The sequence below is a fragment of the Streptomyces sp. C36 genome (assembly GCF_040932295.1).
GTDB lineage: Bacteria > Actinomycetota > Actinomycetes > Streptomycetales > Streptomycetaceae > Streptomyces > Streptomyces triculaminicus.
In genome coordinates this window covers 169,772-183,771 of record NZ_JBFQGI010000006.1, presented here as the reverse complement: position 1 = coordinate 183,771, position 14,000 = coordinate 169,772, and the positions used below count along the sequence as shown (strand labels likewise).

The window sequence follows — 14,000 nt, the reverse complement described above, 5'->3', positions numbered from 1 at the left end:
TCCGAAGAGGCCGCGTTCCGGCCCTCTTCCGCATCCGAAACCGAAGGCGGTGTGTGCGTTGGTGGCCGAGCGCCGAACGGCGGCTCCCTGGAAGTTCATGGCCGCCACAGCGATCCTGTGGGGCTCCGCGTTTCCCGCGATCCGCGTCGCACTGGAGGACTACCCGCCGACGGCCATGGCCGTCCTGCGCCTGACCTTCGCGATCCTCTTCCTGCTCCCGTTCCTGTTCACCGGCCGCATCAGCCGCCTGAGCCGGGGCGACATCCCGCGCATGGCCGCGTTCGGCCTGTCCGGGATGACGGCCTACCAGCTGCTGCTCTACGCCGGCGAACGGCACGTCGCGGGCGGCACGGCCGCCATGCTCGTCGCCACCTCGCCGGTCTTCGCCACCGCCCTGGGCATGCTCGTCCTGCGCGAACGCCCCGGCGCCTGGGGCGTCGCCGGCCTCCTGGTGGCCCTGGGCGGCGCCCTGGTCGTCGCGACGGCGAGCGGCGACGGCGGCGGCTCGTGGACGGGCATGGCGATGATCGTGCTCGCGGCCGCCGCCCAGGCGACGTCCTTCATCCTCCAAAAGCCCCTGCTGCGCCGCTACTCGGGCATGGACTGCATCTTCTACGGCAGCCTCTTCGGCCTCCTCCCGCTCCTCGTCTTCGCCCCCGAGGCGGCCGGGCACCTGGTGACCGCCGGCTGGCAGCAGAGCGCCGCCGTGATCTGGCTCGGGCTCGGCTGCACCGTCCTCGCCTTCTGCACCTGGTCGCGCGTGCTCGGCGCCGCCACCGCGTCGACGAGCTCCCTCGTCCTGTACGCCGTGCCGGTCGCCGCGCTGGCCCTGGACGCCCTGCTGCTGGGCTCCCTGCCGGCCCCCCTGGCCGGCCTGGGCGGCCTGATCGTGCTGGCGGGCGTCGGCATAGCCGCCGTCCGCCGCCCCCCGGCCCGCCCGGCCCCCACGCCGGCCCCGGAACCAGAACCGGCCGTGGCCGACGACGTGGCGAAGGACCGTGTTCCCGCGTCCGTCTGAACCGACCCCGCCTGCCCGTACCGGCCGGATGACCCCGCACAGGGTCATCCGGCCGTTCGGCTGTCCGGGCGACGGGGTGCTTCGGGCGTCCGGCCGCGCGGAAGGCAGTAGGTCATGTTCGAGAACACCAACGCGTTCAGCGGGTTCGCCGTGAAGGACGTCGGGCAGGCCAGGAGCTTCTACGGCGAGACGCTGGGGGTGGCGGTGTCCGGGCAGGACGGCCTGATGTGGCTGAACTTCCCCGGCGGCACCAAGGTGCTGATCTATCCCAAGCCCGACCACACGCCCGCGAACTGCACGATCCTCAACTTCCCCGTGCCCGACATCGAGGCGGCCGTCGACGAGCTCGGGCGACGCGGGGTGACCTTCGAGCGCTACCCCGGCATGGAGGCCGACGAGAAGGGCATCTTCCGGGGCGGCGGCCCGCTGATCGCCTGGTTCACCGACCCCTCCGGGAACATCCTGTCCGTCCTGCAGGAGGACTGACCGGCCCGCTCGCGCCGCACTGTCAGACCCTGGTGCGACACTCCCCTACGTGAGATGGGCAGTGGCGGAAGCGGGCGACCAGGGCGTACGGCTCTGCCCGGTCGACGGTGACGGGCGGGCCGCCGGGCCCGTGGAGACGGCGCCGGACCTGGCCGCGGCGGTGCGGGCGCGGCCCGGCGTCGAGCGCTGGGTGTGGGCCTCCACGGCGCCGGCGTACGGCCGGCTGCTCGCGGCCGGCGTCCGCGTCGAGCGGTGCTACGACGTCGAGGCCGCCGAGGCCCTGATCGTCGGGCACGAGGAGGGTCAGTCGGGCCAGCCGCGCTCGCTCGCCGCGGCCTGGGCCCGGCTGCGCGGGCTGCCGGTGCCCAAGGACCCGCCGGCGCGGGCGGCCGGCGCCCAGCCGTCGCTCTTCGAGCCGGGCCCGGTGCCGCTGCCGCCGGGGACCGACGGGCTTCAGGCGCTGCTGGAGGTGTACGAGTCCCAGCTCGCCCGTACGGGCCGGACCGCCCACCCCGGCCGGATGCGGCTGCTGACCGCCGCCGAGTCGGCGGGCATGCTGGTCGCGGCCGAGATGGGCCGGGCGGGGCTGCCGTGGCGGGCGGACGTGCACCGCGACCTGCTGCACGAACTGCTGGGCGAGCGCTACCCCGGCGGCCAGGAGACGCGGCGGCTGGCCGAGCTCGCCGACGAGGTCTCGCGCGCCTTCGGCGACGGCGTGCGCGTACGCCCCGATCTGCCCGCCGACGTCGTGCGGGCCTTCGCCCGCGAGGGCATCGCCCTGTCCTCCACCCGCGCCGGGGAGCTGCGCCGGATCGACCACCCGGCCGTCCCGCCGCTGCTGGAGCACAAGAAGCTCTACCGCCTCCACACCGCCCACGGCTGGTCCTGGCTGCAGGCCTGGGTGCGCGACGGCCGCTTCCGGCCCGAGTACCTGCCCGGCGGCGCGGTGTCGGGGCGGTGGACCACCAACGGCGGCGGCGCGCTGCAGATCCCCCGGGTGATCCGGCGGGCGGTCGTCGCCGATCCCGGCTGGACGCTGGTCGTCGCCGACGCCGACCAGATGGAGCCCCGCGTCCTGGCCGCCGTCTCGCGCGACCCCGGGCTGATGGACGTCGCGGGCAGCGGCCGCGACCTGTACGCGGACCTCGCCGAGCGCGCCTTCGCCGGCGACCGCGAGCGGGCCAAGCTCGCCATGCTGGGGGCGATCTACGGCCAGACCTCGGGCGACGGCCTCAAGCACATGGCGGACCTGCGCCGCCGCTTCCCCCGGGCGGTGGCCTACGTCGACGACGCGGCGCGCGCCGGCGAGGAAGGCCGCCTGGTGCGTTCCTGGCTGGGCCGCACCTGCCCGCCCTCGTCCACCGCCGTCCACGACGAGGCCGGCATCCCGCAGGAGGACGCCCAGGAGGCGCCCGCCCACGGCAGCACGGCCGGCGCCCGGGCCCGCGGCCGCTTCACCCGCAACTTCGTGGTCCAGGGCAGCGCGGCCGACTGGGCGCTGATCGTGCTCGCCGCGGTGCGGCAGTCGATCGCCGACCTGCGCGCCGAGCTGGTCTTCTTCCAGCACGACGAGGTGATCGTCCACTGCCCCCGCGAGGAGGCGCCGGCGGTGGCCGAGGCGATCCGCACGGCGGGGGACCGCGCCGGGCGCATCGCCTTCGGCGACACGCCCGTGCGGTTCCCCTTCACGACGGCCGTTGTGGAGTGTTACGCGGAGGCCAAGGCGTAACGTTTCGCCGCGGCCCGGCGCAGCTCGGCCTTGTCCGGCTTGCCGGCCTCGGTGAGCGGCAGCGCGTCGGCGAAGGTGATGGACGCCGGCTCGTACATCGCCCCGCGCTCCCTGCGCACCAGCTCCCGCAGCTCCGCCTCGCCGACGCCGCCGTCCGGGCCGGCCACGACCACCGCGTGCACCTGCTCCATGCGGTCGGCGTCGCGGACGCCGAAGACGGCGCTCTGCAGGACGCGGGGGTGGGAGTTGAGGAGGTCCTCGAGCTCGGAGGTGTAGACGTGGCCGCCCACCACGATGATCATGTCCTTGAGCCGGTCGACGACCGTCAGGAAGCCCTCGTCGTTCAGCAGGCCCACGTCACCGGTGTGCAGCCAGCCGTCGCGCAGCACCTCGGCGGTCAGCTCCGGCTGCTTCCAGTACCCCTGCATGATGTGCGGCGAGCGCACGCAGATCTCGCCGTGCTCGCCGCGCGGCAGTGCCCGCCCGGACTCGTCGCGGATCTCCACCTCGACGTGGGGCAGCACCTGCCCCGCGGTCCTCAGCAGCTCCGGCCGCCGCTCCGGGTCGTGCTGATCGGGCATCAGCATGCTGATGCCGCCCACCTCGCTCTGCCCGTAGAACTGCAGGAGCACGGGCCCGAAGCGGCGTACGGCGTCGGCCAGCCGGGCGGGGGAGGCCTGGCAGCCCCCGTACACCAGCGAGCGCAGGCTGGAGGTGTCGGTGGTCGCCGCGTCCGGGTGGTCCATGAGGCGGTAGAGCAGCGGAGGCAGCAGGAACAGGTCGGTGACGCGCTCCCGCTCGACGGCGGCGAGCACGGCGGCGGGGTCGAAGTCCTCCTGCAGCACCACGCTGCCGCCCGCCCCCAGGGTGAGGTCGGTGAACATGCCCCCGACGTGGGCGACCGTGGTGCACACCAGCTGCCGGCGCACATGCTCGCCCTGCAGCGCCCGGATGTCGCTCAGCTGGTCGAAGGTGGTGCAGATGCCCTTGGGGTGCCCGGTCGTTCCACCGGTGTGGCGGATGGTGCACACGTCGTCCGGCCGCGCCTCGCCGGGCACGGGCTCGTCCGACAGCCCGGCGGCCGCCGCGAGCAGGTCCTCGCCCGCGGGGGCGGGGCCGAGCGCGAGGACGCTCGCGACCGGCGCCTGCGCCGTCACCTCGGCGGCGCGGTCGGCGTAGCGGGGGTCGACGATCAGGGCGCGCGTCTCGACGTCCCGCACGATGGCGGCCTGGGCCTCCGCCGAGAGCTTGTTGTAGAGGTGGTTCACGCGGCAGCCGAGGAGGTGGGCGGCGTAGCGGACGGCGATGACCTCGGGCAGGTTGCCGCCCAGCAGGCTCACCGTCGTGCCGCGCCCGAGGCCCCGCTCCTTCAGGGCGCGCGCCAGGCGGTGCACCAGAGCGCGGAACTCTCCCGCGCTGACGCGCCGCTCGCCGTGGAGTAACACCTCCCGCTCGGGAGCGTCGTTCAGATGGTCGAGGATCTCCTCCGCGTAGCTGCGGAAGGGAGGCTGGGCGGCGTGCATGTGCGGCTCCTGGCGAACGGTCATATGGTTACCTTGGGCAATCATATGGAGGATGTCGCTCCGCGATCAACGCGTCAGAATGGGCCAATGCCCCAGCAGACACGACTCACCCACATACCCGCCCCCGAGGGCGTCGCCCCCGCCACCGGATACACCCACGTGGTGACGGGGTCCGGCCGCATGGTGGCGGTCTCCGGACAGGTGGCCCTCGACGAGCACGGCGAGGTCGTCGGCGCGGGGGACGCGACGGCGCAGGCCCGGCAGGTCTTCACCAACCTCCGGCGCTGCCTCGCCGCGGCCGGCGCCTCCTTCGCCGACGTCATCAAGCTCACCTACTACGTCACCGACATCGCCCAGCTGCCCGCCATTCGCGTGGTGCGGGACGAGTTCCTCGACGCCGAACGGCTGCCCGCGAGCTCGGCCGTCCAGGTGGTGGCGCTCTTCCGCCCCGAACTGCTGCTGGAGGTCGAGGCGTTCGCGCTCGTCGAAGCGGGTGGTATCGCCCCCTGAGCGGGGTTTCCTCCCGACGGCCGGGGAAACCGCATCGTATGGTGCGAATCGGCTACACGATGATGACCGAGCAGGCGGGCCCCCGGGAACTCGTCGGCCATGTGGTGGGAGCGGAGGAGGCGGGCTTCGACTTCTCCGTCACCTCGGACCACTACTTCCCCTGGCTGGCCTCCCAGGGCCACGCGCCGAACGCGTGGGCCGTCCTGGGCGCCGCCGCCCAGGCCACGTCGCGGATCCCGCTCATGACCTATGTGACCTGCCCGACCGTCCGCTACCACCCGGTCCTCGTCGCCCAGCAGGCGGCCACGCTCCAGCTGCTGTCGGGCGGGCGGTTCCGGCTCGGGCTGGGCTCGGGCGAGAACCTCAACGAACACGTCGTCGGCGGCGGCTGGCCCGCCGTCAGCGTCCGCCACGAGATGCTCGCCGAGGCCGTCGGCATCATCCAGGCCCTCTTCGACGGCCGTACGCTCAACCACCGCGGCCCCCACTACGACGTCGAGCACGCCAGACTCTGGGACCTGCCCGACGAACCCCCGCCCATCGGCATCGCCGTCTCGGGCGAGGACTCCTGCCGGCTCGCCGGCCGGCTCGCCGACCTGGTCATCGCCGTCGAGCCCAAGAAGGAACTGCTGGAGTCCTTCGACCGGCACGGCGGAGCGGGCAAGCCCCGCGTCGGGCAGCTGCCCGTCTGCTACGACCCCGACCGCGACGCCGCGCTCGACCGCGCCCACGACCAGTTCCGCTGGTCGGGACTGGGCTGGCCGGTCAACGCCGAGCTGCCCACCGACGTCTCCTTCGAAGTCGCGACCCGGTACGTCACCAAGGAGCAGGTGGCCGATTCCATCCCCTGCGGCGCGAAGACGGAGGACTTCGTCGACGCCGTACGCGAGTACGCCGACGCCGGGTTCACCGAGATCGCCCTCGTCCAGATCGGCGGCGACCACCAGGCCGGCTATCTGCGCTGGGCGGAGAAGGAGCTCCTGCCCGCGCTGCGCGAACTCTGACCCACCGGGCCCGGCCCGTTTGTCCGACGGGGGCTGTGGGTCAGTCCAGCAGGCGTGCGGCGACCCGCAGATCCGACACCAGGCCCGCGTACGCCTCCTCCCGCGCCGCGGCGTCCGAGCGCAGCACGGCCGAGGGATGGATGGTCGCCACCAGCAGCCCCCCGCCCTCGCCGCTTTCGTCACCGTTCGGCGAGGGCAGCGGCAGCGCCACGCCCCGCTCGTGGCTCACCCGGAACGACGATCCCATCAGCGACTTGCCGGCCGTGGCGCCGAGCGCGACCACCACCTCGGGGTCCAGCAGTCGCAGCTCCGCCGCCAGCCAGGGCCGGCACGCGCCGATCTCGCGCAGGCCCGGCGCCTTGTGGATGCGGCGTTTGCCGCGCGCGGCCCGCTCGAACTTGAAGTGCTTGACGGCATTGGTGATGTACGCGTCGGCCGGATCGATGCCGGACTCGTCGAGCGCGCGCATCAGCACACCCCCGGCGGGGCCCACGAACGGCCGGCCCCGCCGGTCCTCCTGGTCGCCCGGCTGCTCGCCCACGAGCACCACGCGCGCCGACGGCTCTCCCGCGCCGAACACCGTCTGCGTCGCCTCGCGGAACAGCGGACAGCCCCGGCAGTCGGCCGCGGCCTCCCGCAGCGCGTCGAGCCCGGCCCCCGACGGGACGAACGGGCTCGCGTCGTAGGCGGAGTCGGTGCCGCGCGCACCGCCGCGAACCGAGTCGCCCACGAGGACCACCTCCGTGCCACCACCGGTGCCGGCGGCCTCCGCCGCCCGCTTCACCCCAGTGTCGCGCCGCGCGCGCCGCGGCGCCGGGCGGCGGCCGCCACGGCGCGCGGTGCCCCGATCACCCCAGGTCGGCGCCCATGGTCCTGGCGAACGTCGCCGGATCGGCGTCGAAGCCGTTGACGCTGCCCCGGAACCCCCAGGCCCCCGAGGAGTCCCGGGCGAACTCCGCGACGGTCGCCGCCGTGGCGTCCGCCACCGAGCCGAAGTCGTCCACCCGCAGCGCGGTGCGCCCCTCGCTTATCCGCACCGCGGTGTTCGCCACCTCGGCGAAGGTCCTGCGCCCCCAGCGCTGCTGGATGGCCACGCCGACGACGACCCGGACGTAGCCGGACGACAGGCGCTCGAGCTCCAGGGTCATCACCTCGTCGTCGCCGAAGCCCTGCCCCGTGCGGCTGTCGCGGTTGAGGGTGATGGTGCCGTCGGGCGAACGGCTGTCGAAGTGCACGAGGTAGGCGGGCTCGCCGTGCGGGTCGTCCGCGTGGTACGTGGCGGCGATGATGTCGAGGTCGTGGGCGGGCTCCCCGCCCGCGCTCGGATCCCACCGGAGGGCCACCTCCACGGTGCCGATCCCCTTGTTGGGACTGCTCATCGGGCTCCCCTTCCGCTGAACCGCTCCATCCGCACACCGGAGGCCGCCGGTATGCCAGCGCATCATGCCATGTGCCCTCTCCCGCCCGGGGCACAACGGACACACGGGCGGTACCGAACGGTTTCGACGTGGGCCGAACACCGGTGACCGGCCCGGCGACGGCGCCCCATCATCACGCAGACACACCGCGTCGACCGTGGGAGGGGAACGTTGTCCAAGGCCCGTGCACACCTCGAGGTGCCACCCGGCGTACGCGCCGGCATCGCGGTGTTCGACCGCCGGACCGGCGCGTTCACCGCGCGGGCCGACGCCCACGCGCTCTTCCGGTCGGCGTCCGTGGTCAAGCTGCTCATCGCCCTCGACCACTTGTGGTCCCGGGGGCCCCGGAACCCCCTCACCACCGGCGACGGCGAGCTCCTCGACATCATGCTGCGCAGCAGCGACGACGACGCCGCGAGCCACTTCTGGACGCGCAACGGGGACGGCGCGATCGTCGAGCGCATGGTGACACGGCTCGGACTGGCCGACACCGTGCCGCCGCCCGAGGAACACCCCGGCTTCTGGGGATACACGGGCCTCTCGGCCGCCGACACGGTCACCGTCTACCGGCACCTCCTCGAGGACGCGCCCGCGCCGGCCCGCGACCGCGTCATGGACGCCCTGCGCGGCGCCACCCCCCGGGGGACGGACGGCTTCGACCAGTCCTTCGGCATCCCGGCCGTCTACAGCCGCCCATGGGCGGTCAAACAGGGCTGGTCCGGCTTCGACGCCCAGGGCCGCTCGCCGGCCGGCCCGAAGCGGCGGCCGGTGACGGCCGGCGGCGTGGACCTCGTCCGCGGTGCCGTGCACACCACCGGCACCGTCGGCGCCGCCGACCGCAGCGTCGTCGTCGTGCTCACCCTGCATCCGGAGGGCACCGGCTACGGCAGGGCGTGCGCCGACGTCGGCAGGCTGACCCGCACCCTGGACGTCCCCGACGGCGTGCTCACGGACTGACCGCGCCCCGGGCCGTACGGAGCGCCCCAAGGGCCGGCGATCCGGGTGGCGGAGGTGCCCAGGCCGCTGGGAAGGCCCCACGAGGGCACTGTCGGCGGCGCGTGGTGCCGCAGCAGGTCCGCCTCGGCGTAGCGGTGGCACTCCCGGTGCCAGGTGAGGATCACGGACATCCAGTTCTTCAGCTCCTGCGCGTACCCCTCGAGCGTGGCCCGCCCCTCCTCGTCGAGGCCGAACTCCTCGCACACCAGGGGCAGCTGGGTGGTGACGACGTGCTGGAACTCGCGCATGCGGGAGTTCATCAGGTCGCTGACGATGCCGAGCGCCTCGGTGCGCCCGCAGTCGAAGAAGTCCTCGACGACGAGGACGGCGTTGTGCACCTCGCCCTCGAACTCGATCTCCTTCTGGTAGGAGAAGACGTCGTTGGTCAGGCAGGCGTAGTCGGCCGCGGCGTTCTCCATGGCCTGCACGGGACGGGAGCGGTAGACCTCGGGCGGCACGGCCCGGTCGTGGCCGATGCGGGCGAGGGCCATGGTGAGGTCCGAGCCGAAGGTCTTGCGCCGCATCTCGATGTAGTCGACGGGCTCCGGGACGCGGTTCGCCTTCTGGTTCGCCAGCTCCCACAGCCAGCTCTCCACCATGGTCTCGATGGCATCCCGGAACGTCCGCCGGGCCTCCTCGCCCATGGGCGTCGCGGTACGGGTCCACAGATCGGCGAGGCCGCTCTCGAGCGGGTTGAGCGGGTGCGGCGTGGCGCCGACGTCGAGCGGCGTGAACGTCATCAGACGGTCGTTGCAGGCCTTGGCGGCGGCCAGGTCGGCGGTGCGGCCGAAGACGACGGGATACAGGTCGTCCCCGTAGGTGCCCCAGGTGAGCCAGTCCGTGGCGATGTCGAGCGCCTCGGGGGTGGCCTCCGGGTGGATGCCGGCGGCGCACAGCGCGAAGTCGTAGTCCCGCAGCTTGCCCTCGTCCCACAGGCCGGAGAAGGGGACGTCGGGGGAGGGGGTCAGCAGGCCCATCCGGTGGCTCCAGGCGATGTTGTGCCGGCGGGAGTCGTCCAGGTGGGGGCTGAGCGTGGTGGGGAACGGCATGTCGAAGTCGGGCAGCGGCAGGTGGCCGACCTTCCGGAAAGGCCGGTGGCCGTGGCGGCGCGCCCGCGCGGGCAGGCTCGCCGCGATCGAGAGCGGCACCCGGGCCGCCGAGGTGCCGAGCCCGAGCGGGCCGCCCAGCGCCCGGCCCGTGACCGCCGGGGCACCGGCGGTGGCGCCGTTCATATAGCGGCTGGAGCGCATGTGCCACTCGTGGCCGCCCGACTGCCAGTCCTGCAGGCCCTTGACGTAGGCGAAGACGTCGGCGCACTCCGAGGGGCCCAGGCCGTGCTCGAGGAGCAGCGGTCCCACCTCGGTGAGGGCGGTGTGCTCGAACTGCTGGAGCCGGGAGGTGAGCAGGTCGTTGACGGAGTCGGCGGCCTGCTGGGTGTCGCAGCCCAGGAACCGCTCGAGCACCAGCACGGCGTTGGCCAGCTCGCCCTCGGTCTCGGTCTCGCGCTGGTACGAGAAGAGGTCGTTGCGCAGGTGCACCCCGTCGGCGAAGGTGTCCTTGAGCACCCGCATCGGGCGGCTCGCCGCGATGACGTCGGGCACTTCGGAGCCGGCCGCGTACTCGACGAGGTGGGCGGACCACGGGGCGCCGCCCACCTTGCGGCGCATCTCGATGTACTCGACGGGGTTGGCGACCCGGCCCTCGTTGATGTTCGACAGCTCCCACAGGGATTCCTCGAGCAGGTGCCAGGTGCTCTCGCGGAAGCGCCGCCGCCAGGCCTGCGACATCGACGGGACCGTACGGGCCCACAGGTCCGCGAGGCCCGCCTCGACCTGGTTGACGGGCTCGGGGGGAGCGGGGTCGCCGTCGAGCGGCATGAAGGCGGGCAGCCGGTCGAGGTAGGCCTTCGCGCCGGCCATGTCGCCGGTGCGCTTGAACAGGTGCAGGAAGTGGTCGTCGAAGAAGAACACCCACACGTACCAGTCGGTGACGAGGTCCAGCTGGGGCCCCGAGGCGTCGGGGTGGGTGTAGGAGCACAGCAGGGCGTAGTCGTGCGAGTCGACGTCGCTCTCGTCCCAGATGCCCGAGCCCTCGACCATGCCGAACGCGCGGGCCCACGCCTTGGAATGCTCCCGGGCGCCCTCCAGATGGGGGTTCAGCCGGGCCGGGTACGGCATGTAGAAGTCGGGAAGCTCAAAGGGGTTCGGCATCGCGTGCGCGGCCTTTCGGGGACGGTGCCGGGCGGGCGGTCACCGCGACGCTAGGCGCCGGACCCGGCGGAATGGGCCGGGCAGTCGGATTTCCCCTCAATATGGTGAAGGCGGGAGCGCTTCCGGTTAACGATCTTCAAGGCCCGTCACCAGCTCCAGCAGCACGGCGGTGAGGGGGCCGGTGGCCGGGGCCCGGCTGTCCCGGTCCGGCAGCACGAGGTAGACGTCGCGCGGCGGGAACTGCCCGTCCAGCGACCGCAGCGCGAGGCCGGGACCGAGGCTCGGCACGGCCAGCGCCGGAAAGAGCCCGATGCCCATCCCCGCGGCCACCATGCGCTGCTTGCCGTACCAGTCGTCGCAGCACAGCCCCACACGCGGCTCGAAGCCCAGCCCCAGGCACAGCTCGCGCAGCGGGCCCAGGCAGTCGGGGTGCGCCCCCTCGATCCATGTCTCCTCGCGCAGCTCGGACAGGCCGATCGGCCCCGGCCCGGCCAGGCGGTGGCCGGCGGGGAGGGCGACGAGCTGCTCGTCGGTCATCAGCCGCAGCAGGGACAGGCCGTCGAACCGCTCCCCGGCCAGATCCCACTCGGTCACCAGTGCCAGGTCCAGCTCGCCGGCCCGCAGCGCGGCCAGGTGATCGGCCGGGCCGCCCGCGCACAACGACAGCCGGACGGCGGGATACCGCCGGGAGAAGCGGCTGAACAGCTCGGGGACGATCCCCGCGTTGGCGCTGGCGAACGCGCCCAGCCGCAGCCGGCCCCCGGCCGTCCCGGCCAGCGCCCGGACGCGCTCCTCGGCCAGCGCCAGCTGGCGCATGATCACCCTGGCGTGCTCGATCAGCGCCTCTCCGGCCGGGGTCGGCCGGACCCCGCGGCTGCCGCGCAGCAGCAGGGGCGTCCCGACGTCGTGCTCCAGCGCGGTGATGCGCCGGGACACGGCCGACTGGCTGTACGACAGGGCGTGCGCGGCGGCGGAGATCGAGCGGTGCTGCGCCACCGCGAGGAGAACCCGTAAGTGGGGGACATCCAGCATGGACTCAGCATGGCACCGCCCGGGCGCCGCCGGTCGGGCGGCGCATGGCCGCCATTCCCGGAACGCAAAGGTCCACAAGGCTCGGGTGTTCTCTTCGGACGGCCCCTCGACCAGGATGGGCAAGCGAACTCGCCCATCCATGCCGGGAGACCGGCGTTCGACGATTGGGGGTTTTCCTCTTGACCACCCAGGCCCACGCGAAAGACGGGACACGGCAGGAGATGGCCGCGGGCTGCGTCTCCTACTCCTGGACACCGGAGGTGCACGACTTCTACGGTGACCCCGAGGCCATCCTCCACAAGATGGACCATGTGGACATGGAGCTCTCGAGCCGGAGGATCTTCGTCCTTCTCACGGAGAGTCAGGGAAGCGCGGACGTGCGCTTCTTCGAGCAGGCCGAGGGAGGCGACTACAAGGTCTCGACCTGGTCGGGCGGCTCGCTGGACGGGCTCGGCGGCCGGCTGGCCGACACCATCCTGAAGAACAAGGGAATCCACTGCGTCGGTGAGCAGACCCGCGCCCTCCTCGCCCCGCTCGGCATGACCGAACAGGCGACCGTCCCCGCACCGGCCAACCCGCGGGCGGCCTTCGCGCACACCGTACGCAACCACGGCAAGGACACGTTCACGCGCGCCACCTGCGCGCTGCTCTGCTGATCCGGGCCGCGGCGCACCCCTGGACGACCGCCTCCGACAAGCTGGAGGCGGTCGTTCCCTGCCGCCCCCGCATCCCGGCACCCCCGACCCCGAAGGCGCCATGAGCGACCCCCGACGACCCCCGACGACAGGAGCCGCGGTGACCGCACCGGCGCGAGAGGCCGGCGCACGTGACTTCGCCGGACTGTGGGCCGCCTACGCGGTGAGCAATCTGGCGGACGGCCTGGTCGTGATCACGTTTCCGCTGATCGCCCTCACCCTGACGTCGTCGCCCGGGCTGGTGGCCGGGGTGAAGTGGGCGCAGACCCTGCCGTACGTGCTGTGCACCCTCCTCATCGGCGTCCTCATCGACCGTGTCGAGCGGGGCCGGCTGATCCTCGCCGCCCACGTGCTGCGGGTGGCAGCCCTGGTGCTGCTGGCGCTCGCCGTCGCCGGCGACGTGGCACCGCTGCCGGCCCTGTACGCCACGGCCTTCCTGCTGGGGACGGCCGAGATCGCGGCCGACCTGTGCACCTCCTCCGTGCTGCCCATGGTCGTGGGACGGGACCGGCTCGACACCGCCAACTCCCGGCTGGAGAGCACCCGCTCGTCGCTGAACGAGTTCGTCGGGCCGCCGCTGGGCGGCCTGCTCGTCGCGGCGGGGACGACCGTCGCCGTCCTGGGCACGGCCGGCGCCTACCTCGTGGCGGCCGGCGCCCTGCTGCTCCTCTTCCGCGGCCCCTACCCGCCGCCCAGGGCCGCCCGCGACGAACCCGTCCTGCGCTCGCTGCGGGCCGAGCTCGCCGAGGGCCTGCGCTTCCTCTGGCGCCACCGGCTGCTGCGCGGCGTGGCCGGCATGGTGTGCGTGATGGCGGGGGCGTGGAGCGCCTGGACGGCCGTCCTCGTCCTCTACGCGGTCGCGCCCGGCCCCATGGGCCTCAGCGGCACCGGCTACGGCCTGTTGCTGACCACCCTCGCCGTCGGCGGAGTGCTGGGCTCCCTCGCCGCCGGGCGCGTCCAGCGCGCCATCGGCGTCCGCAACCTGCTGGCCATCGACGTCATCACCAGCGTGATCATGCTGGCCACTCCGGCCCTGACCTCCCGGGTCTGGGCCGTCGGCGCGGCCACGCTCCTGGGCGGCGTCGGCAGCGGCCTGTGGAACGTCACCGTCGTCACCCTCCGGCAGCGCCTGATCCCCGACGCTCTCCTGGGCCGGGTCTCCAGCGCCAGCCGCATGATCGGCTGGGGCGGCATGCCCGTGGGCGCCGCACTGGCCGGCCTCCTGGCGCAGATCTCCGGGCCGCGCACGGTCTTCGCCCTCGGCGCCCTGGCGTGCGCCCTGCTGCTGATCCCCTTCCTGACCGTGCTGCGCGAGGACACCCTCCGCGCCGCCCTCGCGGCGGCCGACCGCGCGCCGGAACAGGACTAGCCGGATCAGG

At 73.5% G+C, this 14,000-nt stretch carries 13 protein-coding genes; 8 read left to right on the top strand and 5 right to left on the bottom strand.

Going from position 1 to position 14,000, the window contains the following annotated elements:
- The first annotated feature begins 61 nt into the window (after nucleotides 1-61).
- From AB4K12_RS19945 to AB4K12_RS19935, 3 genes are all read left to right on the top strand, one after another.
- Nucleotides 62-1,018 (top strand): DMT family transporter, encoded by a 957-nt coding sequence (locus tag AB4K12_RS19945; RefSeq protein ID WP_368435457.1) that lies wholly within the window; start codon nucleotides 62-64, stop codon nucleotides 1,016-1,018.
- Nucleotides 1,019-1,132: 114 nt separating this feature from the next.
- Nucleotides 1,133-1,504: a VOC family protein gene (locus AB4K12_RS19940; RefSeq protein WP_368435456.1), complete on the top strand. Its 372-nt coding sequence runs from the start codon at nucleotides 1,133-1,135 to the stop codon at nucleotides 1,502-1,504.
- Nucleotides 1,505-1,553: 49 nt separating this feature from the next.
- Entirely contained in the window at nucleotides 1,554-3,233 is a 1,680-nt protein-coding gene (locus AB4K12_RS19935; RefSeq protein WP_368435455.1) for a bifunctional 3'-5' exonuclease/DNA polymerase, read from the top strand.
- Here the strand turns inward: AB4K12_RS19935 and AB4K12_RS19930 are convergent.
- Nucleotides 3,212-4,780, bottom strand: coding sequence for an AMP-binding protein (locus tag AB4K12_RS19930; RefSeq protein WP_368435454.1), 1,569 nt, complete (start codon nucleotides 4,778-4,780; stop codon nucleotides 3,212-3,214). The genes AB4K12_RS19935 and AB4K12_RS19930 overlap by 22 nt on opposite strands.
- A 63-nt stretch (nucleotides 4,781-4,843) precedes the next feature.
- Here AB4K12_RS19930 and AB4K12_RS19925 point away from each other — a divergent pair, with 63 nt between their 5' ends.
- Nucleotides 4,844-5,266 carry a RidA family protein gene (locus tag AB4K12_RS19925; RefSeq protein WP_368435453.1) on the top strand — a complete coding sequence of 141 codons (423 nt, stop codon included), beginning with the start codon at nucleotides 4,844-4,846 and terminating at the stop codon, nucleotides 5,264-5,266.
- A 38-nt stretch (nucleotides 5,267-5,304) separates the two neighbouring features.
- Nucleotides 5,305-6,270 carry an LLM class F420-dependent oxidoreductase gene (locus tag AB4K12_RS19920; protein WP_368435452.1) on the top strand — a complete coding sequence of 322 codons (966 nt, stop codon included), beginning with the start codon at nucleotides 5,305-5,307 and terminating at the stop codon, nucleotides 6,268-6,270.
- Nucleotides 6,271-6,310: 40 nt separating this feature from the next.
- Here AB4K12_RS19920 and AB4K12_RS19915 read toward each other — a convergent pair whose 3' ends face one another.
- Both AB4K12_RS19915 and AB4K12_RS19910 read right to left on the bottom strand, forming a co-directional pair.
- A complete protein-coding gene (locus tag AB4K12_RS19915; RefSeq protein WP_368435451.1) occupies nucleotides 6,311-7,000 on the bottom strand; it encodes a UdgX family uracil-DNA binding protein in 690 nt (229 codons plus the stop codon).
- A gap of 118 nt (nucleotides 7,001-7,118) precedes the next feature.
- Nucleotides 7,119-7,649: a TerD family protein gene (locus AB4K12_RS19910; protein ID WP_368435450.1), complete on the bottom strand. Its 531-nt coding sequence runs from the start codon at nucleotides 7,647-7,649 to the stop codon at nucleotides 7,119-7,121.
- A 210-nt stretch (nucleotides 7,650-7,859) separates the two neighbouring features.
- Here AB4K12_RS19910 and AB4K12_RS19905 point away from each other — a divergent pair, with 210 nt between their 5' ends.
- A complete protein-coding gene (locus tag AB4K12_RS19905; protein ID WP_368435449.1) occupies nucleotides 7,860-8,645 on the top strand; it encodes a hypothetical protein in 786 nt (261 codons plus the stop codon).
- On the opposite strand, the gene AB4K12_RS19900 is transcribed toward AB4K12_RS19905, so the two are convergent.
- Nucleotides 8,570-10,894, bottom strand: coding sequence for a family 2 encapsulin nanocompartment cargo protein terpene cyclase (locus tag AB4K12_RS19900; RefSeq protein WP_368435448.1), 2,325 nt, complete (start codon nucleotides 10,892-10,894; stop codon nucleotides 8,570-8,572). The two genes, AB4K12_RS19905 and AB4K12_RS19900, sit on opposite strands and share 76 nt — an antisense overlap.
- Nucleotides 10,895-11,020: 126 nt before the next feature.
- On the bottom strand, nucleotides 11,021-11,926 hold the full coding sequence (locus tag AB4K12_RS19895; protein WP_368435447.1) for a LysR family transcriptional regulator: 906 nt from the start codon (nucleotides 11,924-11,926) through the stop codon (nucleotides 11,021-11,023).
- Nucleotides 11,927-12,105: 179 nt separating this feature from the next.
- Here AB4K12_RS19895 and AB4K12_RS19890 point away from each other — a divergent pair, with 179 nt between their 5' ends.
- Nucleotides 12,106-12,582 (top strand): hypothetical protein, encoded by a 477-nt coding sequence (locus tag AB4K12_RS19890; RefSeq protein WP_368435446.1) that lies wholly within the window; start codon nucleotides 12,106-12,108, stop codon nucleotides 12,580-12,582.
- 139 nt (nucleotides 12,583-12,721) lie between these two features.
- Complete coding sequence (locus AB4K12_RS19885; RefSeq protein WP_368435445.1) at nucleotides 12,722-13,990, top strand: MFS transporter; 1,269 nt, start codon at nucleotides 12,722-12,724, stop codon at nucleotides 13,988-13,990.
- Nucleotides 13,991-14,000 lie beyond the last annotated feature (10 nt).